Source organism: Massilia sp. TWP1-3-3 (assembly GCF_049897805.1).
Classification (GTDB): Bacteria; Pseudomonadota; Gammaproteobacteria; order Burkholderiales; family Burkholderiaceae_D; genus Telluria_A.
This window is the reverse complement of sequence record NZ_JAFCWX010000003.1, coordinates 174081-194631: the sequence shown is the minus strand read 5'-3', so window position 1 is coordinate 194631 and position 20551 is coordinate 174081. Positions and strand designations below refer to the sequence as shown.

The following is a 20551-nucleotide window of genomic DNA, read 5'->3' as shown; positions in this document are numbered from 1 at the left end:
CCCCCGCGGACAGGGCGCGCCTGCGAACCTTTACTCGACAGCAGCGGCATGACGGCCGAGCGTTTGCGCTTCGAGGAAGAGCACGCTTATTACAACGAGTTGTATCTGCTCGCCCCTGTTGCTTACTTGCTGGTCGCCTTTGATGGCGCCCTTTTGCAAGTGAACCTGGCGGGCGCCGGCATGCTTGGCATCGAGCGCGCCGCATCGGGGCGGCACCGGCTGCGCGCGTTTGTGCGCCCCGGCTACCATGCCGACTACGACCGCTTCATCAGTAACGCTTTCAACTGCGCCGAACCGAGCCAATGCATGCTGCAGATGCAGCGCCTGGACGGCGAGCGCTTCCAGGTCACGCTGGTGGCCAGCGCCGACTGCAGCGGGCAGGCTTGCCGGGTGCTGATTGAACCGGCCGAAGGCAGCTACGGTGCGCTGGCGCGCAGCGAAGAGCGCTGCCGGCGCATCGTCCACAGTGCCGAAGAAGGCGTGTGGGAACTGGATGCGCAATCGCGTACCAGCTTTGTCAATCCGCGCATGGCCGCCATGCTCGGTTATGAAATCGAAGACATGCTGGGCAAACCGCTGGTGGCCTTCATGGACGATGAAGGCAAGCTGATGCTGGAGCAAAACATCGCGCGGCGTCAGGACGGGATTTTCGAGCGTCACGAATTCAAGTTCCAGCACTGCGACGGGCAGGCGGTATGGACGACGATGGCGACCAATCCAATTTTTGACGGCACCAGCCGCTACACGGGCGCGCTGGCCTTGGTGACGGACATCACCGGCGACAAACTGTCAACTGAGCTGGTGTGGCAGCAAGCCAATTTTGACGCGCTCACCGCATTGCCCAACCGCCACATGTTCCTTGACCGCTTGCAGCACGAAACGCGCAAGGCCGACCGCAACGGCGCCTTTCTCGCGCTGCTGTTTTTGGACCTAGACCACTTCAAGGAAGTGAACGACCGGCACGGGCACGCGATGGGCGACCTGGTGCTGATCGAGGCCACGCGCCGCATCGCCAGCTGCGTGCGCGGCACCGACACGCTGGCGCGGCTGGGCGGCGACGAATTCACCATCATTCTGGCCGGGCTCGACCATGTAGGCAGCGTCGAGCGCATTGCGCGCACCATGATTTCAATGCTGTCGCTGCCGTTCGACCTAAAGGGCGAAAAAGTGTTTTTGTCGGGCAGCATCGGGATCGCCCTGTATCCGCCGGACGCGCAAGACATGAACGTGCTGGTCGAGCGGGCTGACCAGGCCATGTACGCGTCCAAAAATGGCGGGCGCAACCGGTTCAGCTACTACACCCCGGAACTGCAGGAAGCGGCGCAGGCGCGCCAGGGCATTGCTGCCGACTTGCGCGCAGCGATCGCCGCCCAGCAGTTCGAGATCTGGTATCAGCCGATCGTGTCGCTGCAAACGGGCGCCGTGCACAAGGCCGAAGCGCTGCTGCGCTGGCGCCACCCCACGCGCGGCTTGCTGGCGCCGGCCGAATTCATTCCGTTTGCCGAATCGAATGGCTTGATTGTCGAGATCGGGGACTGGGTATTACGCGAAGCGGCGCGCCAGGCGCGGCGCTGGCAGGAGCTGGTCGATCCAGCGTTTCAGATCAGCGTGAACAAGTCGCCCGTGCAGTTCCGGCGCGACGCCAGCCTGTACGAGGGCTGGATCGCCTACCTCAAGGAGCTGGCGCTGCCGGCCAACAGCATCGTTGTCGAGATTACCGAGAGCGTGCTGATGGACGGCGTGGAGCAGGTCATCGAACGGTTGCGCCAGTACCGGGCGATGGGGCTGCAGGTGTCGCTGGACGATTACGGGACGGGCTTTGCGTCGCTGTCGCACCTGAAGCGTTTCGATATCGACTTCGTCAAGATCGACCAATCTTTCATTGCCACGCTGGAAGACGACGATGGTGACCTGTCGCTGTGCGAAGCGATCATCGCCATGGCGCACAAGCTGGGGTTGAAGGTCGTGGCCGAAGGCGTGGAGACCAAGGTGCAGCGTGCCTTGCTGGTGGACGCCGGCTGCGACTACGCCCAAGGCTATATTTTTGCCAGGCCCATGCCGGCCGGCGAGTTTGAAGCGATGGCCATGGCGGCCGTCCCGCGCTTGCCGCATTAACGTTTCTCTCATTTCCCTCTGGGGATCTGGCGGCCATTCCGGCGCTTGACACACTGAATCTCCGATACGGCTCACCCTGCGATACGGGCTCATCGGACAAATAGACGCTTGCGCAAGCAATATGAGGGCGGCGTCTTTTCTTGGAAGCGAGGAAAATGGAGGCATTTATATCAACGCCTCCTGCCTCGCATTTAGCAACTATGACATGTAAAAGATTCAAAAAAGAGATTTAACTACGCGATTAGTACAAAACTATTCGATTGCACCTCGAGTTCAAGCTGCTGGGCCACAGCAGGCCGTTGAATTGGCGCCAACATTTCATGTCTGTCAGTTTGAGTCAGAAAGTAAAAGGGGCTGCCGATGGCAACCGGCGTTCCAAAGACCTGAATAGCCAGATTGGTTCGAGCATTATGAATAGCGAGTGCTACGCCATTAATCGATGAATGGCACGTCCACACCCAGATTCGCTCGACGGTGGTGGGCGCTTGGAGCATCCTTGACAGCACTTCCCCAATCTCTGTTGCTGTCTTCTTAGGCTCGGGAAGCAAGCATGCACTGCCGCCTGCAACTACTGAACCCGGCTGATCGGATGAATGTCCCATAATGACGATATCCGTCGCACCGTTAGCAATATGAGTGCGTAGCTTATCCGGCGTTTTTGTGACATGGCTGTTTTGGACCCCCGCGAAATAAATTTTTCCTTTAGTATATTCGCGTCCCAGCGTTCCGCCGCCGAGGCCATATTTCATGAGAGTAGGATAATAAAAAACAAGTCTGTTGCCGTTGTGGGTGAAAGGCGATGGCATGAGCATGTCCCAGTTCTAGGTTTATGAATCCTGTCGTGTCTTTAAGATCGGAAATTATTTTATTGTAAATATTTTATGAAAAATAGCAGGTCGTTGCAAGACTAGCTATCATGATGTTGTGTTTACATGACGCACGCGAATACCATCAAAAAAGGCCGCAATCTCTGCGGCCTTTGTGCTTACATATTCGGGTAATTCGGCCCGCCGCCGCCCTCCGGCGTCACCCACACGATGTTTTGCGTCGGATCCTTGATGTCGCACGTCTTGCAATGCACGCAGTTCTGGGCATTGATTTGCAGGCGGTCCTCGCCGGCGTCGGTTTTCACGTATTCGTACACGCCTGCCGGGCAGTAGCGCGCTTCAGGGCCGGCATACCTGGCCAGGTTCACCGCCACCGGCACGCTGTTGTTCTTGAGCGTGAGGTGGATCGGCTGGTCTTCGGCGTGGTTGGTATTCGAGATGAATACCGACGATAAACGGTCGAAGGTCAGCTTGCCGTCCGGCTTGGGATAGGCGATCGGCGCGTAGTTGGCGGCCGGCTTCAGGCATTCATGGTCGCCGTAATTGCGGTGCAGCGTCCACGGCGCCTTGCCGCGCAAAATCAATTGGTCAACGGCCGTCATGATCGAACCGAGCACCAAGCCTTTGGACAGCCACGGCTTGACATTGCGCGCCACGTGCAGCTCTTCATGCAACCAGGACGCTTCAAATGCGGCCGGGAAGGCCAACAGTTCGTCGTGCTGGCGCTGTTCTTTCAGCGCGCCAAAGGCTGCTTGCGCGGCCAGCATGCCGGTCTTGATGGCCGCGTGGCTACCCTTGATGCGGCTCATGTTCAAAAAGCCCGCGTCGCAACCGATCAGCGCGCCGCCAGGAAACACCAGCTTGGGCAAGGCTTGCAGGCCGCCGGCGGTGATCGCGCGCGCGCCGTACGAAATGCGCTTGGCGCCTTCGAAGAAGGGGCGAATGGCCGGATGCGTCTTGTAACGCTGGAATTCTTCGTACGGAGACAGGTAAGGGTTCTCATACGAGAGTCCGATCACGTAGCCAACCACGACCTGGTTGTTTTCCAGGTGGTACAGGAACGAGCCGCCGTAGGTGTCGTGCTTGAGCGGCCAGCCGGTGGTGTGAATGACCAGGCCAGGCTTGTGCTTGGACGGGTCGATTTCCCACAGTTCCTTGATGCCGATGCTGTACGACTGCGGATCCTTGCCTTGGTCCAGGTCGTACTTGGCGATCAGTTGCTTGCCCAGGTGGCCGCGCGAGCCTTCTGCAAACAGCGTGTACTTGCCGTGCAGTTCCATGCCGAGCTGAAAGGCAGCCGACGGCACGCCATGGCGGTCCACACCCATATTGCCGGTCGCCACACCCTTGACCGAGCCATTGTCGTTGTACAAAATTTCCGCAGCCGGAAAGCCCGGAAAGATTTCGACGCCCAACGCTTCGGCCTGCTGGCCCAGCCAGCGCGTGACGTTGCCCAGCGAGACCACGTAGTTGCCGTGATTTTCAAAACACTTTGGCACGGCAAAACCCGGCGTCTGGTAAGCCTTGGTTTCGGTCAGGAACAAGATGCGGTCTTCCGTCACCGCAGTGTTCAAAGGCGCACCGAGCTCCTTCCAGTTGGGAATGAGTTCATTGAGCGCGATCGGATCCATTACCGCGCCCGAAAGGATGTGGGCGCCGATTTCGCCGCCTTTTTCCAGCACGACGACCGATACTTCCTGGCCTTTTTCGGCAGCGAGCTGCTTTAAACGGATTGCTGCGGACAAGCCCGCCGGGCCCCCGCCGACGATGACGACGTCGTATTCCATCGCTTCGCGCGGGCCGTATTGTTCGAACATTGTTGTGGGCTCTGTCATGGTCTCATCATGGGAAGGAAAATTTAAGCACGAGTGTGCGGGAAATTAATGCAGATTGCAACTTTGGCGCCATTTTACGGCGATTATTAGACTGCGCCGTCTAATCGCGACAAAATGTGTAATGATTATGCCTTCGCCAGCACACCGTACAGGAGCCTAACGTGGGCATAGAAGTCAATTTCGAAGGAAAAATCGCGCTCATCACCGGCGCATCGAGTGGCCTGGGCGCCCGTTTCGCCAAGGCGCTTGCCGGCGCCGGCGCGCAAGTGGTGCTGGCCTCGCGCCGCGTCAACCACCTCAAGGAACTGCGCGCCGAGATCGAAGCCGAAGGCGGCGCCGCCCACGTGGTATCGCTGGACGTCACCGACATGGCCAGCATTAAGTCGGCCATCGCGCATGCGGAAACCGAAGCCGGGCCGATCGACATCCTGGTCAATAATTCAGGCGTGTCGATGACGCAGCGGCTGGTTGACGTGTCCGAAGAAGACTACGCCTACGTGATGGACACCAACCTGCGCGGCGCCTTTTTTGTGGCCCAGCAAACGGCCAAGCGCATGATCGCGCGCGCCAAGGGCGACCCTAAAAAGCAGCATCGCATCATCAATATCGCGTCGGTGGCGGGATTGCGCGTGCTGCCGCAGATCGGCGTCTATTGCATGAGCAAGGCAGGCGTTGTGCACATGACCAAGGCGATGGCGGTGGAGTGGGGCAAGTACAACATCAACGTTAATGCCATTTGCCCGGGCTACATCTCGACGGAAATTAATGAAGATTATTTTGCCAGCGAGCAGGGCCAGAAACTGATCAACATGCTGCCGCGCAAGCGTCCAGGCAAACCGGAAGACCTCGACGGCTTGCTGCTGTTGCTGGCGGCCGAAGAAAGCCATTTCATCAACGGCGCCATCATCACCGCCGATGACGGGATGATGGCACAGTAATCGCGAGCATCGCTCCGTAATGCGGGTGCCCAGCGGCTAGCGGCTCACGCCCACCAGCTTGTGCACCAGCTCGGACGACGTCGCCGCGGAAAACTTGCGCATCAGTTTGGCACGGTGCATTTCCACCGTGCGCGGGCTGAGCGAAGTTTCACGCGCGATGATCTTGCTGGTTTTTCCCTCTACCAACAAGGCGGCGATTTCGCGCTCGCGCGGCGTCAGTTCAGCCGTCACCGGACGCTTTTCGCTGACATCTTCGAACGTCCACACCCCCGCGCCCAAGGGCTCGCTGGCGTTGATCGCGCGTCCGCTGACATGGCACCAGAACAGCTCGCCATTGGCGCGGCGCATGATGCGCTCGTCCGAATACACGCCCTTGGCGTTCATGACGGGAATGATGCGGTCGCCCGTGCGCTGGAATTCGTCGGCGGTGGGATACAGTACCTGGAACGACTTGCCGTCCAGTTCGCCATGGGCGTAGCCAAACATGGAACTGACGGCATTATTGCAATGGCGAATGACCCGGTTGATTGAAATGCACATGCCGACCGGTGCGTGCTGGAAAATCATTTCGAAGTCGATGGCGTGCTGTTCGTTCATGTGATCCAAGGTTGCGAGTATTTCTACGGTATTGTGCTTTTGGCCCGCGTATTTTATGCTGAGAATCTACTCAGAAGTACAGAACGAGCACCATGCTCATCAATAAAAGGGACGGGTATGAATAAAGTTTATCCAGACGCGGCATCGGCGCTGGCCGGCATCGTGAGCGATGGCCAGACCATCGCAGTGGGCGGTTTTGGCCTGTGCGGCATCCCGGAGGCATTGATTCTTGCCTTGCGCGATTCCGGCGTCAAGAACCTGACGGCAATCTCCAACAATGCCGGTGTGGACGACTTTGGCCTGGGCCAGTTGCTGACCACGCGCCAGATCAAGAAAATGATATCGTCGTATGTGGGCGAGAACAAGGAATTTGCCCGCCAGTATCTGGCAGGCGAACTGGAACTCGAATTCACGCCGCAAGGCACGCTGGCTGAAAAGCTGCGCGCGGGCGGCGCCGGCATTCCAGCCTTTTTCACCAAGACTGGCGTGGGCACCATCGTTGCCGACGGCAAGGAAGTGCGCGAGTTCGATGGCGAACAGTATGTGATGGAACGCAGCCTGGTGGCCGACGTGTCGCTCGTCAAGGCCTACATGGCCGACCGCGCGGGCAACCTGGTGTACCGTAAAACGGCGCGCAATTTCAATCCGAACGTCGCCATGGCCGGCAAGATTACCATCGTCGAAGTGGAAAAACTGGTCGAAGTGGGCGAGATCGATCCCGACCAGGTGCATACGCCAAGTATTTTCGTGCACCGTATCGTCGTCAATCCAACGCCGGAAAAGCGCATCGAACAGCGCACCGTGCGGCCCACTTAAGACTATTCGGAGAAGAACATGGCATGGACTCGTGATGAAATGGCCGCGCGCGCGGCAAAAGAGCTGCAGGATGGCTTTTATGTGAATCTGGGCATTGGTTTGCCGACGCTGGTGGCGAACTATGTGCCGCAAGATATGGAAGTATTCCTGCAATCCGAAAACGGCTTGCTGGGCATCGGCCCGTTTCCCACCGACGCAGAAGTCGATGCTGACCTGATCAACGCCGGCAAGCAGACGGTGACGGCGCTGCCGGGTGCGGCTTACTTCAGCTCGGCTGACTCGTTCGGCATGATCCGAGGCGGCAAGATCAACCTGGCCATTTTGGGCGCCATGCAAGTGTCGCAACAGGGCGACCTGGCGAACTGGATGATTCCGGGCAAAATGGTCAAGGGCATGGGCGGCGCGATGGACCTGGTGGCAGGCGTCAAGCGGGTGGTGGTGGTGATGGAACACGTGGCTACCGCCAAGGATGGCTCAACATCCTACAAGATCTTGCAAAAATGCGACTTGCCGCTGACCGGCGTGGGCGTGGTCGACCTGATCATCACCGACCTGGGCGTGATTGAAGTCACGCCCAACGGACTCAAGCTGGTGGAACTGGCGCCCGGTGTCGACAAGGCGCAGGTGGTTGAAGCAACCGGCGCTGAGCTGGATGTTTCGGCCGTCTAAGCGCGGCCCGGCGTAAAAAAAGGCATCCATGAGATGCCATTTTTTTGCGCTTACTTCAAGGTCCAGACATACTGGATTCTGACCCAGTCTTGCACGGCCTTGCCATTTTTCATTGCAGGGTGGAACTTGCACAGCTTGAGCGTGTCCACCGCAGCCGTGTCAAGCGCGCTGTAGCCACTCGACTTGTTCACTTTTGCGTCGAGCACCGCACCATCTTCGGCAATCAGGTAAGCTAAGTTCACTGTTCCTTCTTGCTTGGCCGCTATCGATTCTTTTGGATACTGCGGCTTTTCACAACTGCTAAAGATTGCCTGCCCAGGCTGGTTGCCGTCGCTTGTATTGTCGCCGGCCTGGACCGGGCTGGCAAAGGCCAGCGCCGCGACGGCGGCAACAGCCATGGATGATGTAATGATAGACATACGATTCGCCTCACTGGGTTATAGTTGTTTATGTTCGAGCAAGTAGAATATTCTGTCTAGATTGACTTGTCTACTTAATTATTCCAGCGTCCACACGTATTGCATCCGCATCGGCGCGGCGACCGCCGAGCCGTTTTGCCGGGCCGGCTGGAAGGTGCACAGTTTAATGGCGTTCAGCGCGGCTGCATCCATGCTTGCATAACCGCTGGAACGCACAACGGCCGAGTGCAGCACGCGCCCGCGCGGGTCGATCTCAAAGCCGAGCGTGCTTGTTCCCTCATGCGAGGCATCGATGTCGTGTTGAGGGTAGGACGGCTTGGCGCAGCTCTTGAAATCGACCACGGGTGCATGGCTGGTCAATGCGGCGCTCGCGATGCCGGTGCGCGCGGCGGCGTGCACATACAGGCTGAAACAGGCGGCGGCCAGCCCCAGGACGGGAATGGCCGCTTTCCAGTTCAGCGCCTGCGCTTCGGGCCGCACCAGGGGCCGCACCAGGGGCCGCACCAGGCGCCGCACACGGGCGAGCAGGTCGCCGCCATTGGCCGCGACGGCCAGGTGGTGCCGGGAAAACTGCATTTTTTCCAGTTCCGACAAGGCGCGCGCCAGTGTGCGAGGTTCGCCCGTGTAACACGCCGCAATATCGTCGGCGATCTGTTCGCGCTCGTCGCGCACGCGCCCTGAAATCCACCACACGGCAGGGTGATAAAAGAGCAGGATTTCCACCACGTTCTGGCCCAGGTTGACCAGGTAATCGAAACGTTTGACGTGCGCCATTTCATGGGCAAGCAGCGCTTCGAGCAATTCGTGCGGCATGCCCAGCACTAGCGACGCCGGCACCAGCACCAGCGGACGCAGCCAGCCGACGGTCAACGGGCTGGCCAGGTTGGCGACGACGCGCAGCCGTACCGCGCGCGTCACGCCGAACTGCAGCGCCAGGCGCGACACACTTGCCTGCAAGCGCGCATCGCTGACCTTCACGCGCGCCGAGCGGCCGATCCAGATAAGGCCAAGCGCCATGCGCAGCGCCAGCAGCACGGCGCAGGCCGCCCAGAAACCAACGATCCACAGCAAGTGTTGCTGCAGGAATGCAAGCAGGCCACCGGTGGCGCCCGCGCGCCCGATCAGGAAGGCGTCGGCCAGGCGCAATGGGGCGCCGGCCGCGCCGCCGTCATGCAGCCGCAGGGAAAGTTCAGCGGCAGGCCACAGCAAACAGGCCAGCATGCCAACCCAGGCAATGTTGTAGCGATACACGGGATCGGCCTTGCGCAGTACGCGCAGCGCCAGTGCGGTGGCTGCGGCGATCACGCAGCCTTGCCAGAGAAAGTGCAGCAGCGTCCAGCCAACGCTGTCGATCAGGGTGGCAACATTCATGCGCGGTCATCCTCCTTGAGCAAGCTTTCAATTTCTTCACGGTCTTTTTTGGAAATGCCGCTCTTGAGCGCGGCCATCACCAAGGCCTTGGCCGAACCGGAAAACGCTTTCTGGATCAAGTCTTTGAGCAAGTTGGTCTGCAGGCTGGCCTGCGCCTGCGCGGGCGCGTAGATGTGCGACCGTTCGCTTTCGTCGCGGATCAGCAAACCCTTGGTATGCATGATCTGCATCAGGCGCAGTACGGTGGCGTAAGTGACGTCCGGGCGCTGCATGAGGAGCGCCTGGTGCACTTGCTTGGCGGTCGCCGCGCCGAGCGGCCACAGCGTTTGCAGCAAATCGAGCTCGGCGGCGGTGGGCTTGGGTGGCGCTGGGGACTTGGGCATGGCGGCGGCGGGACGGAGTAACTGGTCCACTGAGGGTAGCGCAACTAGACCGTTTTGTCTATCGCCAAATTAACCGAAAAACAACAATAAAACTTGTCGGGTTTTACGATTGGCCCTAGCATAGACAATCTTGTCTACTAAAGGGTGCGCAAAGTGAATGTTCGTGATTTTCGGGTCGGGTGGCGCTTGCTGCTCCAGGAGCCGGCGTATTCGGGCGCGGCGATTGCCGGGCTGGCGGTCGGGTTTGCCGTCTGCATTTTGCTGTTGGGATTTGTACGGTATTGCTTCACCTATAACGCGCACCTGCAAGACAGCGAGCACATCTTCGTGGTCAAGGAACGGCGCAACATGCTGCCACGGCCTGAATGGCGCGTGCGCGGTCCGGCGGCGTTGCACGGCGTGGCGATGGCGAGCGGCCCCGGCGTGACGGCTACCGGCGCGCAGACGGTCGATGTGGGCGCGCGCTACGGCGCTGCGCTGAGCGCACTGGAGTTGCGCGTGGTGGACGCCAATTACCTGGCATTTTTTGGCAAGCAAGCCATTGCAGGGGACGCCGCAGCGGCGCTGGCGCGTCCCGACGCGTTGGTGCTCACCCGCAGCAAAGCGCAGCAACTGTTTGGCCGCGCCGACGCGCTCGGCATGATATTGCATCTGAACGGCGCGCCGTTCGCCGTCAAGGCAATCCTGGAAGACGAGCCCGGCAACAGCACGGTCGGTTTTGACGCCCTGGTCGGGGTCGGCAAGCATGGCTGGGATGTGCCGCCCGGGCAGGGCGCGGTCGATCCGGCGTGGAGCGCGCTGCGGCAACTGTATATCAAGCTGCCTGCCGCGGCCGATCCGGCCGCGCTGCAGAACGTGTTGCAAGAGGCCGTTGCCAGGGAAGTGGACGCGCGCATGCCCGCAACGTGGCGCGAGCGCGCCGGTGGCGCGAGCGCGCCGGTGGCGCCCGCTTGACGGACATTGCCGTCGCGCCTCTGAACGCATTGTATTTCGACGAAAGCTTGCTGCGCAGCCGCGCCGGCGCCCGGTTCGGCAATCGGCCGCTGGTGATCGCGCTGGGTGCCCTGGCCTTGCTGATCCTGCTGCTGGCGAGCACCAATTATGTGAACCTGGCCGCCGTGCGCACGGCGGCGCGCCAGCGTGAAATAGGCGTGCGCAAGGTGCTTGGCGCCGGGCCTGCGCGCCTGGCAAGCCAGTTCATTGCCGAGTCGCTACTGGTGTGCATGCTGGCCACGCTGGCAGGTCTGGTAGTGGCGTGGCTGGCCGCACCCCTGTTTGGCGAACTGGTCAACCGGCAAGTGGCGGGCATGCTCGATCTGCCCTTGTGCGCCGCCGCCCTGGCGCTGGGCGGGTTGACCGGGGTGCTGTCGGCGCTGTATCCGGCATGGATCGCGCTGCGCTTGCCCGTGGTGCTCATCTTGAATGAACGCAGCGGCGCCGAGTCGCCCGGGGCGTTGCGCCTGCGCCGCATCGTTACCGTGTTCCAGTGCGGCACGGCGATTTGCCTGATCGGCGTGACGCTGGCGGTGCAATGGCAAGCCGATTACGCCAGTCTGGCCGATCCGGGCTTTGACACGGCGCCCTTGGTGGTGCTGACCTTGCCGGGTGAACCGGATTCCACCGCCGCGCGCGCTTTCCAGACCGAACTTGTGCGCCTGCCGCAGGTCAGCGGCGTGGCGGCGATCTCGGAGGCGGTCGGACGCGACGGCAACAAGCTGATGCGCACGCTCACCCAGAACGGGGCCGCATTGACTATCGAAACCAAGCCGGTCAGTGCGAATTTTTTCCAGCTGCTCGGCGTGCACGCGGACACGGGACGCCTCTTCGATGCCGCGCGGGACCTGCCGGGAAGCACCAATGTCATCTTGAACGCAGTGGGTGCGCGCTCGCTTGGTTTTGCCCAGCCGCAAGACGCCGTGGGGCGCCTCGTCAACAACACCAGCCTGGTGGTCGGCATTGCGCCCGACCTGCGCTACCGGACGCTGCGCGAAAAGCCGCAGCCGATGATGTATGTGATGGATGCGGTGCAGCCAGTCTTGCTGGTCAAGGCGACCGGCGACAGGGCGGCGGCGATGACGGCGCTGGCGCTGTTGTGGCAGCGGCACTTTCCTGATGCGCTATTCGAGGCGGTTGCGGCAAGCAGCGTATTTGCGGGCAATTACAGCGACGACCGCCGGCTGGGCAAAATATTGACGGCGGCCAGCGCGGTGGCCACCGTACTGGCCGGGTTCGGCATTTACGTGCTCTCCGCGTACAGCGTCAAGCGCCGCGCGCGCGAAATTGTACTGCGCAAGATTCATGGCGCCAAGCGCAGCGACATCGGCCGCCTGGTGGTGCGCGAATTCATTGGCCTGCTCGCCGTGGGCGCGCTGATCGGCATTCCGCTGGCCTTGCTTGCTATCGAACGCTACCTGTCCGCCTTTGTAGAACGCGCGCCGATGGGCGCATGGCCCGCATTTGTTGCGCTCGCCTGCGTGGCAATCGTTGCCGCCGCTGCCATCGCGCGCCACACGGTACGGGCCATGCGCATGTTGCCGGCCACGGCCTTGCGCACTTAAAAAAACTATTTACCTGACGGAGTCTCCATGAAGAAAATCTTGCTTGCCACCCTGTTTGCCTTGTTGCCCTTGACCAGCGGAGCGGTGGACCTGCCCGCGTATCCCTTCATCCATGTCAACGGCTATGGCGCAGCCGTCGTCATCCCCGATATTGGCACCGTCGAATTCGAGATTGCGGCGCAAGATGGCGATCCGGCCGTGGCCCTGGCAACGGTGCAGGCGCGCATCGATGACATCCGCGCAGTGATGCAGCAGCTTGGCGTGGCCGAGGCTGACCTGGAAATGCGCGATATTCGACGTGACATTCGGCGCGACATCCAAAAGACGGACCAGCCTGGTGCGCCCCTGTACGAGTTGCGCTGCAGCGTCAAGCTGACCGTAAGCAATTTGTCGAACTGGAAAATGCTGGTGCAGCCCTTGCTGGACAAGCCCAATCTCGACGGCTTTATGACCGGATTTGACAGCTCGGAGCGCGAAAAGATCGAAATTGGCCTGATGGGCGACGCGATCAGGATGGCGCGCCGCAAGGCCGAGGGCGTGGCCGCCGGACTGGGCCGCAAACTCGGTGCCGTGAGCGCCGTGAGCACGGGCGAATTGAAGAACCTGACGCGGGCGATGAATTTGTCGCCCAGCGAATTTAACAATTTCCGGGACAATCAGGAACGGCGGGCGCCGGCCGACCGCGCCGAGCTGGTCACGGTGACGTCGCTCAAGCTGCAGCAGCCGGTCGACGTGATTTTCCGCATTCAATAATCCTTGCTGTCGACCTTCTCTAAAAAAACGGGCTGCACTTGTATGCAGCCCGCCTTGACGTGTCGATTGCAATGTTGCTTATGTTGCTTATGCTGCTTTGCGCTCAGGGAACAGTTCGCGGTCATCCTCGAGGTGGGTAGGATGCTTGAGCTGCTGTTGCAAGCGCTCGTGATCGAGCTCGTTTTCCCAATGCGACACCACGACGGTGGCCACGCCGTTGCCGATAAAGTTGGTCAGCGCCCGGCACTCGCTCATGAAGCGGTCGATGCCGAGAATGAGCGCCATGCCCGCCACCGGGACGGTTGGCACCACGGCCAGCGTGGCGGCCAGCGTGATGAAGCCGGCGCCGGTGATGCCCGAGGCGCCTTTTGACGTCAGCATGGCCACGCCCAGAATGGTCAGTTGCTGGCCCAGCGTGAGGTCCACATTGGTAGCCTGCGCCACGAACAATGCTGCCATCGTCATGTAGATATTGGTGCCGTCCAGGTTGAAGGAGTAGCCGGTAGGCACAACCAGGCCGACGACGGACTTCGAGCAGCCCAGCTTTTCAAGCTTGCGCATCAGCGCGGGCAGGGCGCTTTCCGACGAGCTGGTGCCCAGGACGATCAGCAATTCTTCCTTGATGTACGAAATGAACCGGAAGATGGAAAAACCCGTGAAGCGGGCGATCAAGCCGAGCACGATGAAGATGAACAGGGCGCACGTCAGGTAGAACGAACCCATCAAGCGTGCCAGCGGCACCAGCGAAGCGAGGCCGAATTTACCGATCGTAAAAGCCATGGCCCCAAACGCACCGACGGGCGCCGCTTTCATGATGATGCCGACCACGCCGAAAATGGCGTGCGAGACGTCGTCGATCAGCTTGGTAATTGGTTTGCCGCGCTCGCCGAGCATGGACAGCGCAAAGCCGAACAGGATCGCCACCAGCAGCACTTGCAAGATCTCGCCCTTGGCGAAGGCGTCGACGAAGGTGTTGGGAATGATGTTCATGACGAAGTCCGTCGTGGACTGTCCCTTGGCCTTGGCGGTGAACTCGGCGATCGACTTGGTGTCGAGCGTGGCGGGGTTGGCGTTAAAACCGTCACCCGGGCGGATGATATTGGCCACCATCAGGCCGATGGCCAGCGCGACCGTGGAGACAACCTCGAAATACAGCAAGGCCTTGCCGCCCACCCGGCCGATTTTTTTCATGTCCTGCATGCCGGCAATGCCGGCCACGACGGTACAGAAAATCACCGGCGCGATGATCATCTTGATCAGCTTGATGAAACCGTCGCCGAGCGGCTTCATGTCGACGCCCAGCTTGGGGTTGAGCACCCCGAGCAGGACGCCGCAAACAATGGCAAACAGCACCTGCACGTACAGGATTTTGTAAAAAGGTTTTTTCATGGCGGTGTCTCCGACCGGTTTGGGATGGCTGCATCATCAACCGGTTGGACACCTGAAGCTATTGTGGATATCCGCAGTTTTAAGCGGAACTTTCGATTTTATTATCGCACTGTTGTGCTGTCCTTGCGATAAATCAAGCCGCCCTTCATGACCATCCTGACATCGCGTAGCATCTTGATATCGCTACTGGGGTCGCCGCCAACGGCCACCATGTCGGCCAGCATGCCCGGCTTGAGCTGGCCCAGGTCGGCGCTCTTGCCGAGAATGGCTGCACTGACGACGGTGGCCGCGCGCAAGGCTTCGGCCGGCGGCATGCCAAGCCGCACCATGGCTTCGAGTTCCCGGTAGTTGGTGCCATGCGCGAACACGCCCACATCGCTGCCGTTGCCGATCACCACGCCAAGCCGGCGCGCCAGGCGAAAGGCGCGCTCGGCCTGCTGCATGGCGGGCGTCGGCGGGCCGCCGCGCACGTGCTTCTGGAAATACTCGCCGATCGCCTCGGGCGCGCTCAGCGTGGGGACGTAAGCCACCTTGCGCTCGACCATCAGCTTGAAGGTCGCTTCCGAGGCGCCATAGCCGTGTTCGATGGTGTCGGCCCCGGCCAGCACCGCCATCCGGATGGCGTCGTCGGTACTGGCGTGCACGGCGACCTTGCGCCCGGTAACGTGCGCCGCCTGCACCATGGCCTTGAGCTCGTCCATCGTAAAGGTGGGGCGGGCGCTGCCATCGACGCCGGTGCGGTAGTCGCCGTAAATCTTGATCCAGTCGGCCCCGCGCGAAGCCTGTTCGCGCACCGCGCGCGTGACTTCATCGACCCCGGTCGCTTCCTGTGCGCCGTGCGGCAAATCCATATCTGGGCGGAAGTTTTTACCGGCCGGACCGTAACTGTAGGACGCCACGATGGCCTTGGTGGCAACGAACAGGCGCGGCCCGGGAATGGCGCCTTCATCAATGGCGCGCTTGACGGCAACGTCGGCGTAGTTGGCGCCTTCGCTGCCCAGGTCGCGCAGCGTGGTAAAGCCCGCCTGCAGCGTCGCGGCCGCGTGCTTGCCCGCCAGCAGCGTGCGGTATTCGACCTGTTCCCGCATGACCTGGTCGTCCCACGACGTTTCGTTGTACGGGTGCAGCAGCAGGTGGGAATGCAGGTCGATCAGCCCGGGCACGAGCGTGGTGCCCGGCAGGGCGATGCGCTCGGTGCCGGCGGGAATAGTCATGCTGCTGGCGGGACCGGTAGCCTCAATCCGGCCTTGTGAGACCAGCACCGACCAGCCGACCCTGGCTTCACCTTCTCCGGTCCACACCCGGTCGGGCGTGAGCAGCAGCGCTTGCGCGTGGGCGCAACCAAACGAGAGGGCAAACAGTGCAATGAACCAGCTTTTCATGCGGACTCCAGCGATGACGGACAGCGGCCATGATAGCGCAATCGTCCGCTGGGTCGATTACCCCCCGTTCACCCCCCCCGATCACCCCGCCGCTGGCATTGTCCCGCCCTGCAGGCGGAACACGTTGACAATCGACGCGCGCATGCCGGCCTGGTCCTGCATCGACGCGGCGGCTGCTGCGGCCTGTTCGACCAGCGCCGCATTTTGCTGGGTGATGCCATCGATTGCAGACACCGCCGTATTGACTTGCCCGATACCGATTTCCTGTTCGCTGGACGCGACGCTGATCTCGTCCATGATCGCGGTCACGCGGCCGATACTGGCAACGATATCGTCCATGGTGCTGCCGGCATCGCGCACCAGCTTGCTGTCGCGCTGGACATGGTCGGCCGAGGCGCCAATCAAGTCCTTGATTTCCTTGGCCGCTACATTGGAGCGCTGCGCCAGCGCGCGCACTTCGGCCGCCACGACGGCAAAGCCGCGCCCCTGTTCCCCGGCCCGGGCCGCTTCGACGGCGGCATTGAGCGCCAGGATATTGGTCTGGAACGCGATCGCTTCAAACACGCCGATGATGTCGCCAATCTTGTGCGACGCCTGGTCGATGGCGCCCATCGTGTCGACCACCTGGGCGACCACCGCGCCACCCTTGACGGCCACGTCCGAGGCCGACGTTGCCAGCAGCGCGGCCTGGCGCGCATTGCCGGCATTCTGGCGCACCGTCGAGGTCAATTCTTCCAGCGACGACGCGCTCTCTTGCAGCGCGCCCGCTTGCATTTCGGTGCGCGCCGACAAGTCCATATTGCCTGCGGCAATCTGGCCGGACGCGGTGGACATGGCATCGGTGCCTTCGCGCACCTGGCTGACAATCTGGTGCAGGCTGGCGCGCATGTCGGACAGTGCCTGTTGCAAGCGCCCCGTTTCGGTATCGTTGGCCTCGTCCCCGGCGCCACTGCGCGGCTGCGCTCAAGTCGCCGTCGGCAATGCAGGCGGCCGCTGCGATGGCGGCGTCGAGCGGACGAATGATGGCCCGGCTGTTGAGTAGACCGAGCATCAGCGCCACCACCATCGACAACAGGGAAGCGCCAATGATTTGCGCGCGCGCGCCGGCGGCAACGGTGTCGGACGCTTCGGCCGCCGCGGTGGAATTGCGTTCGATGCGCTCACTCAAGCTGCCCATGCTCATTTCGAGTGTCGAGAAGTGGCGCAGGAAGTCGGGGTAGGCGGCCAGTGCCGCGTCCTTGTCGCTGGCGGCAGTGGCGACCATCCTGGTGGCGCTGGTTAAGTAAACATTGGCGTCGGGCCGCACGAGCGCCATGGCTTGCTTGAGCGCCGGGTCGCTGGTCTTGGCATCCATGCTGGCCAGGCGCGTGCGAAACAGGGAAACATGCTCGGCCACTTCCTTGGCGGCCTCGGCCTGCTGCGACGGGTCGCCGTTCACGGCCCCGAGCAAGGCTTTCAGGACGTCGCCCCTGAGCGCGTCATGGGCCTGGTCGGCTTGCATCTGGTCTTTCATGGCCTCGCTGTTGGCGATGACGGCGCCCATCGCGGTGTCGAGTTTTTGCACGGCGCGCAGGCCGATCAGGCCGGCCACAGCGACAAAGGCGAGCGTGGTGAGGTTGGCAAGCAGCAAGCGTTTGCGGATGGTGATATTCATAGGTCAAGGTCCCGGTTGCAATACTTACAGCTTGAAGGAGAGACCAAGCGTGACGCTCAGGTCAGGCGTGCGCCGGTTGAGGCCGCGCGAGAGTGCGCTGTCAACTTGGCAGTTGTTGGTGACAAGGTAAGCCATGCCGACCGTTGCACTCGCTTCGGTGCCGCCGTCTTTCGGGCGCGCGATGCGGGGCGCGGACGCTTCCACGAAACTGCGAAAACGATCGTTCTAGGCCTTGCCCACGACTACGCCCAGAATGCCGTGGGTGCCGCCGGCATGCCGCTCGTAGACAAAGCCGGGCATTACACCGAGCGACATGCCGGCTCCCAGTTCCCATTCGGCCACGATGCGCGCCGAGGGACGCGTGCCCTGGCCGCGAAACGGCGCCGAACCGGTGTCGAGGTCGGCGTGGAACAGCAGGCCAAGCGAAGGCAGCGCGCCGGCGGCGTCGACAGCATGCCATTTCAGGCCCAGCGAGACGTCGCCATAGCCGCGCTTGCTTTGACGGGGGCTGCTGCCGTCGGTGGTGCGCGAACGCATGGCACCGTCGGTTTCCACGCGCAGTTCGACCGTATCGCTCACGCCAAAGCGCAGCAGGGTTGGGGTGGCGATCGTGTGCTCGCGCACGCCGTCGACCTTGCTGCGGTCGATGCCGATACTGGTTTCAAGTTGCACTCGCCCGGCGCCGACGACATTGCTCGACTCGACGAAATTCGGACGGTCGGTGGTGATGCTGTCGCCATCGGCGGCGAACGCCGTGTGGGGACCGAGGGCGGCCAGGAACAACAGTAGAGGGGGAAGGGCAGGATGATGGGGACGGGCGATAGCAGCGAACAAGGAAACTCCAGGGAAATGGCGACGGCGACATCACTGGCTTGCTTACCGGTTGTCGATTACGTGGCGCCATTCTCACCTTGTTCGTTCCCCTTCATGCCGAAACATGGCGTAGTGACATGGAAGTAATTGCGTGAGTGTCCGTGTGGCAACAACTCGCGCGCTTTGGCATTGCTTGTCTGTTAAGCAGTGTCGGTGACGGGGCGCGTTGCGCCACCGCTGCGGCTTGTCGCGTCGGCGCGCGCGGCGCGGCGGGCCAGCACCCAATGCCAGCCGAACGGCACGCACAGCGCCAGGCCGGTTCCCAGATGCAGCAGCGCGGCGGCGTTGCCCAGCGTATCGTCCCCAAGGTAATACACGCCCACCGCCGTCACCGCCAATATGAGCATGGCCGCGCCCAGCACCGAGCCGCTGATGCGCTGGCGCGCGCGCCGCCAATTGCCGCGCATGTGCACGGTCCACAAGGAACCGAGCAGCATCATCACCAGGAAGCCGGCGCCGGCATGGGCGGCGGCGACGAGGACCCGACCGGTGCCCGGCAGGCGCCAGGCGATGTCGGTGTCAAAGCGCATCACCAGGGTGGTGGGCGCGAGCAGGCAGCCGCTGGCAAACACCAGCAGCAGAGCGCCGAGCAAGGCAGTGACGAACCAGCCTGGATAGCCTTTCATGAAGCAAACTCCGGTGAACGATGGATGAGTGCGCCGCCCAGTGCCCGCACCAGTGCTTCGCGGCGCGGCATGGCAAGCGTAGCGGCAACTTTGGTCAGGGCATCGGCGCGCCAGGCGCTGCGCGCGACCACGGTCCATACGCCAGGCGCCGCCTGCAGTCCGGCAGGCGCCACGATGTGCGCCGGGAAACGCGCGTCCGGCGCTCCGGTACGCGAGCTGGCCATGGCCGCGCGGCGCAGGCAGCCAAGTTCGGTCAGGCTGCCGTCCAGTTCGCGCCGCTGCATCGGCAGCGCCAGCTCGCCAAACACGGCCACGTCGCCGCCGGCGTTGACATATCCGGCCGTAGCGCCCGCGCGGCGCATGGCGCGCAAGGCAAGGTCAACCGCAAACCCCTTGGCGATACCGTCGAGCGTGATGCGCACCGGCCGCGCCAAGCGCGCCCAGCCTGGGCCAATGACAATATCGGCGGCGCTGCCGCGCGCCAGGCAAGGCCCGGCGCCGTGGTCGGGCAGGGCGCCGGCCTGCACCAGCATGGCGCCAACCGTGCAGTCAAAGGCGCCGCCGCTGGCCGCCATCATCGCGCGCGCGGCGCGCAGCAGGCGCAGCGTAGTATTGGATAAGGGCACGGCCTTGCCGTGCGCGCCGTTCAGGCGCGACAACTCGCTGTCCGGATCATGGAAACTCCACAAGTGCTGTGCCTGGGCCATGCTGGCAAATGCCGCGTCGAGTGCGGCGGCCGGCCCGCGGGTCCCTGCCTCGACATAGGTACCCAGCAGCACTTGCATCCGCCTGATGTCAGGCATTGCTCAGAAACAGCTTATGCATGACCAGCAAGCGCTTGACGCCGTCCAGCACGTTGCGGCTCGACAGCGTTGCGCCGCTGATATTCGGCACGTCCTCGTCGAGCTTGAAGGGACTGGCCAGCGTCTTGCCAAAGAAATGCTTGCGCCAGGCCATGTCGCGGATCTGGCCGCCGTGCGTTTCGCGGTAGCTCATCACTTCCAGGCCGAGCACGTGGCCGTCGGGCGAAATCGCGGTGGCGTAGGTGATAAATTCATGCTTGCCGACTACCTCGTCGACGATGAACCACCCCTGCAACTGGCCGTCGCGTTCGACGCGCCAGAGTTTTTGCTCGTCGGTTCGCTGGCGCACGCCCGCCATGGCCTTGATCCGGTCGCGCTGTTCGGCGCTGAACTTGAGCGGATGCTCGACGAAGGAGCTGGCTTTGGGAAAGAGCAGTGTTTGCGCCGCCGCCACGGTGAGGTAATCGGTGGCGTAGGCAGGCGCGCTCACTGCCGCCAGCGGCAGCAGCAACATTGTCAGGTCGAGGGGACGGCGCATGGCGC

Annotated in this window: 22 protein-coding genes and 1 pseudogene; 8 read left to right on the top strand and 15 right to left on the bottom strand. The window is 62.1% G+C overall.

The features are described from left to right. Positions 1-48: 48 nt before the first annotated feature. Complete coding sequence (locus tag ACP7D4_RS04210; RefSeq protein ID WP_426207863.1) at positions 49-2115, top strand: putative bifunctional diguanylate cyclase/phosphodiesterase; 2067 nt, start codon at positions 49-51, stop codon at positions 2113-2115. A 233-nt stretch (positions 2116-2348) separates the two neighbouring features. Here the strand turns inward: ACP7D4_RS04210 and ACP7D4_RS04205 are convergent, their stop codons facing one another. After that, positions 2349-2921, bottom strand: coding sequence for a hypothetical protein (locus ACP7D4_RS04205; RefSeq protein ID WP_426207862.1), 573 nt, complete (start codon positions 2919-2921; stop codon positions 2349-2351). Between the two features lie 179 nt (positions 2922-3100). After that, entirely contained in the window at positions 3101-4729 is a 1629-nt protein-coding gene (locus ACP7D4_RS04200) for an electron transfer flavoprotein-ubiquinone oxidoreductase (protein WP_426207932.1), read from the bottom strand. 209 nt (positions 4730-4938) lie between these two features. Between ACP7D4_RS04200 and ACP7D4_RS04195 the strand changes: the two genes are divergently transcribed. Beyond that, positions 4939-5715 (top strand): SDR family oxidoreductase, encoded by a 777-nt coding sequence (locus ACP7D4_RS04195; RefSeq protein ID WP_426101168.1) that lies wholly within the window; start codon positions 4939-4941, stop codon positions 5713-5715. 36 nt (positions 5716-5751) lie between these two features. Here ACP7D4_RS04195 and ACP7D4_RS04190 read toward each other — a convergent pair whose 3' ends face one another. Beyond that, positions 5752-6312, bottom strand: a complete 561-nt coding sequence (locus ACP7D4_RS04190; RefSeq protein ID WP_426101166.1) for a LuxR C-terminal-related transcriptional regulator — start codon at positions 6310-6312, stop codon at positions 5752-5754. Positions 6313-6429: 117 nt separating this feature from the next. Here ACP7D4_RS04190 and ACP7D4_RS04185 point away from each other — a divergent pair, with 117 nt between their 5' ends. Both ACP7D4_RS04185 and ACP7D4_RS04180 read left to right on the top strand, forming a co-directional pair. After that, the gene (locus ACP7D4_RS04185) at positions 6430-7128 is read left to right on the top strand and encodes a CoA transferase subunit A (RefSeq protein ID WP_426101164.1); all 699 of its coding nucleotides are present in this window, start codon (positions 6430-6432) and stop codon (positions 7126-7128) included. Positions 7129-7146: 18 nt separating this feature from the next. Then, the gene (locus tag ACP7D4_RS04180; protein ID WP_426101162.1) at positions 7147-7797 is read left to right on the top strand and encodes a 3-oxoacid CoA-transferase subunit B; all 651 of its coding nucleotides are present in this window, start codon (positions 7147-7149) and stop codon (positions 7795-7797) included. Between the two features lie 50 nt (positions 7798-7847). On the opposite strand, the gene ACP7D4_RS04175 is transcribed toward ACP7D4_RS04180, so the two are convergent. From ACP7D4_RS04175 to ACP7D4_RS04165, 3 genes are all read right to left on the bottom strand, one after another. Continuing rightward, positions 7848-8216 (bottom strand): energy transducer TonB, encoded by a 369-nt coding sequence (locus ACP7D4_RS04175; RefSeq protein ID WP_426101160.1) that lies wholly within the window; start codon positions 8214-8216, stop codon positions 7848-7850. A 78-nt stretch (positions 8217-8294) separates the two neighbouring features. Beyond that, complete coding sequence (locus ACP7D4_RS04170; RefSeq protein WP_426207861.1) at positions 8295-9587, bottom strand: M56 family metallopeptidase; 1293 nt, start codon at positions 9585-9587, stop codon at positions 8295-8297. Next, complete coding sequence (locus tag ACP7D4_RS04165; RefSeq protein ID WP_426207860.1) at positions 9584-9970, bottom strand: BlaI/MecI/CopY family transcriptional regulator; 387 nt, start codon at positions 9968-9970, stop codon at positions 9584-9586. Before ACP7D4_RS04165 ends, ACP7D4_RS04170 begins: the two co-directional genes overlap by 4 nt. Before the next feature lie 153 nt (positions 9971-10123). Between ACP7D4_RS04165 and ACP7D4_RS04160 the strand changes: the two genes are divergently transcribed. The 3 genes from ACP7D4_RS04160 to ACP7D4_RS04150 are packed head-to-tail and all read left to right on the top strand — an operon-like array spanning position 10124 to position 13281. Continuing rightward, a complete protein-coding gene (locus tag ACP7D4_RS04160; protein WP_426207859.1) occupies positions 10124-10924 on the top strand; it encodes an ABC transporter permease in 801 nt (266 codons plus the stop codon). After that, positions 10921-12528, top strand: a complete 1608-nt coding sequence (locus ACP7D4_RS04155) for an FtsX-like permease family protein (protein ID WP_426207858.1) — start codon at positions 10921-10923, stop codon at positions 12526-12528. Before ACP7D4_RS04160 ends, ACP7D4_RS04155 begins: the two co-directional genes overlap by 4 nt. Positions 12529-12555: 27 nt before the next feature. After that, a complete protein-coding gene (locus tag ACP7D4_RS04150) occupies positions 12556-13281 on the top strand; it encodes an SIMPL domain-containing protein (RefSeq protein ID WP_426207857.1) in 726 nt (241 codons plus the stop codon). An 87-nt stretch (positions 13282-13368) separates the two neighbouring features. On the opposite strand, the gene ACP7D4_RS04145 is transcribed toward ACP7D4_RS04150, so the two are convergent. From ACP7D4_RS04145 to ACP7D4_RS04135, 3 genes are all read right to left on the bottom strand, one after another. After that, positions 13369-14670: a dicarboxylate/amino acid:cation symporter gene (locus ACP7D4_RS04145; protein WP_426101150.1), complete on the bottom strand. Its 1302-nt coding sequence runs from the start codon at positions 14668-14670 to the stop codon at positions 13369-13371. Positions 14671-14771: 101 nt separating this feature from the next. After that, positions 14772-16052, bottom strand: coding sequence for an amidohydrolase family protein (locus ACP7D4_RS04140; RefSeq protein ID WP_426101148.1), 1281 nt, complete (start codon positions 16050-16052; stop codon positions 14772-14774). Between the two features lie 81 nt (positions 16053-16133). Next, positions 16134-16961, bottom strand: coding sequence for a methyl-accepting chemotaxis protein (locus tag ACP7D4_RS04135; protein ID WP_426101146.1), 828 nt, complete (start codon positions 16959-16961; stop codon positions 16134-16136). A gap of 125 nt (positions 16962-17086) precedes the next feature. On the opposite strand from ACP7D4_RS04135, the gene ACP7D4_RS04130 reads away from it, so the two are divergent. Next, complete coding sequence (locus ACP7D4_RS04130) at positions 17087-17272, top strand: hypothetical protein (protein ID WP_426101418.1); 186 nt, start codon at positions 17087-17089, stop codon at positions 17270-17272. On the opposite strand, the pseudogene ACP7D4_RS04125 reads toward ACP7D4_RS04130, so the two are convergent. From ACP7D4_RS04125 to ACP7D4_RS04100, 6 genes and pseudogenes are all read right to left on the bottom strand, one after another. Next, positions 17230-17706: pseudogene (locus ACP7D4_RS04125) on the bottom strand (MCP four helix bundle domain-containing protein); the annotation flags it as partial. The gene ACP7D4_RS04130 and the pseudogene ACP7D4_RS04125 sit on opposite strands and share 43 nt — an antisense overlap. 24 nt (positions 17707-17730) lie before the next feature. Next, a complete protein-coding gene (locus ACP7D4_RS04120; RefSeq protein ID WP_426207856.1) occupies positions 17731-17910 on the bottom strand; it encodes a hypothetical protein in 180 nt (59 codons plus the stop codon). 21 nt (positions 17911-17931) lie between these two features. Then, the gene (locus tag ACP7D4_RS04115) at positions 17932-18540 is read right to left on the bottom strand and encodes a transporter (protein WP_426207855.1); all 609 of its coding nucleotides are present in this window, start codon (positions 18538-18540) and stop codon (positions 17932-17934) included. Positions 18541-18719: 179 nt separating this feature from the next. Next, positions 18720-19205 carry a hypothetical protein gene (locus ACP7D4_RS04110; protein WP_426101144.1) on the bottom strand — a complete coding sequence of 162 codons (486 nt, stop codon included), beginning with the start codon at positions 19203-19205 and terminating at the stop codon, positions 18720-18722. Beyond that, a complete protein-coding gene (locus ACP7D4_RS04105; RefSeq protein WP_426101142.1) occupies positions 19202-20008 on the bottom strand; it encodes an FAD:protein FMN transferase in 807 nt (268 codons plus the stop codon). The genes ACP7D4_RS04110 and ACP7D4_RS04105 overlap by 4 nt, the downstream gene beginning before the upstream one ends. After that, positions 20001-20546 (bottom strand): FMN-binding protein, encoded by a 546-nt coding sequence (locus tag ACP7D4_RS04100; protein ID WP_426101140.1) that lies wholly within the window; start codon positions 20544-20546, stop codon positions 20001-20003. The genes ACP7D4_RS04105 and ACP7D4_RS04100 overlap by 8 nt, the downstream gene beginning before the upstream one ends. Between the last annotated feature and the right edge of the window lie 5 nt (positions 20547-20551).

Coding starts and splice junctions, on each gene's coding strand:
- ACP7D4_RS04205 (WP_426207862.1), bottom strand. CDS start 2,921: ATGCCATCGCCTTTCACCCACAACGGCAACAGACTTGTTTTTTATTAT.
- ACP7D4_RS04190 (WP_426101166.1), bottom strand. CDS start 6,312: ATGAACGAACAGCACGCCATCGACTTCGAAATGATTTTCCAGCACGCA.
- ACP7D4_RS04180 (WP_426101162.1), top strand. CDS start 7,147: ATGGCATGGACTCGTGATGAAATGGCCGCGCGCGCGGCAAAAGAGCTG.
- ACP7D4_RS04100 (WP_426101140.1), bottom strand. CDS start 20,546: ATGCGCCGTCCCCTCGACCTGACAATGTTGCTGCTGCCGCTGGCGGCA.
- ACP7D4_RS04185 (WP_426101164.1), top strand. CDS start 6,430: ATGAATAAAGTTTATCCAGACGCGGCATCGGCGCTGGCCGGCATCGTG.
- ACP7D4_RS04150 (WP_426207857.1), top strand. CDS start 12,556: ATGAAGAAAATCTTGCTTGCCACCCTGTTTGCCTTGTTGCCCTTGACC.
- ACP7D4_RS04170 (WP_426207861.1), bottom strand. CDS start 9,587: ATGAATGTTGCCACCCTGATCGACAGCGTTGGCTGGACGCTGCTGCAC.
- ACP7D4_RS04200 (WP_426207932.1), bottom strand. CDS start 4,729: ATGGAATACGACGTCGTCATCGTCGGCGGGGGCCCGGCGGGCTTGTCC.
- ACP7D4_RS04165 (WP_426207860.1), bottom strand. CDS start 9,970: ATGCCCAAGTCCCCAGCGCCACCCAAGCCCACCGCCGCCGAGCTCGAT.
- ACP7D4_RS04210 (WP_426207863.1), top strand. CDS start 49: ATGACGGCCGAGCGTTTGCGCTTCGAGGAAGAGCACGCTTATTACAAC.
- ACP7D4_RS04175 (WP_426101160.1), bottom strand. CDS start 8,216: ATGTCTATCATTACATCATCCATGGCTGTTGCCGCCGTCGCGGCGCTG.
- ACP7D4_RS04140 (WP_426101148.1), bottom strand. CDS start 16,052: ATGAAAAGCTGGTTCATTGCACTGTTTGCCCTCTCGTTTGGTTGCGCC.
- ACP7D4_RS04110 (WP_426101144.1), bottom strand. CDS start 19,205: ATGAAAGGCTATCCAGGCTGGTTCGTCACTGCCTTGCTCGGCGCTCTG.
- ACP7D4_RS04105 (WP_426101142.1), bottom strand. CDS start 20,008: ATGCCTGACATCAGGCGGATGCAAGTGCTGCTGGGTACCTATGTCGAG.
- ACP7D4_RS04145 (WP_426101150.1), bottom strand. CDS start 14,670: ATGAAAAAACCTTTTTACAAAATCCTGTACGTGCAGGTGCTGTTTGCC.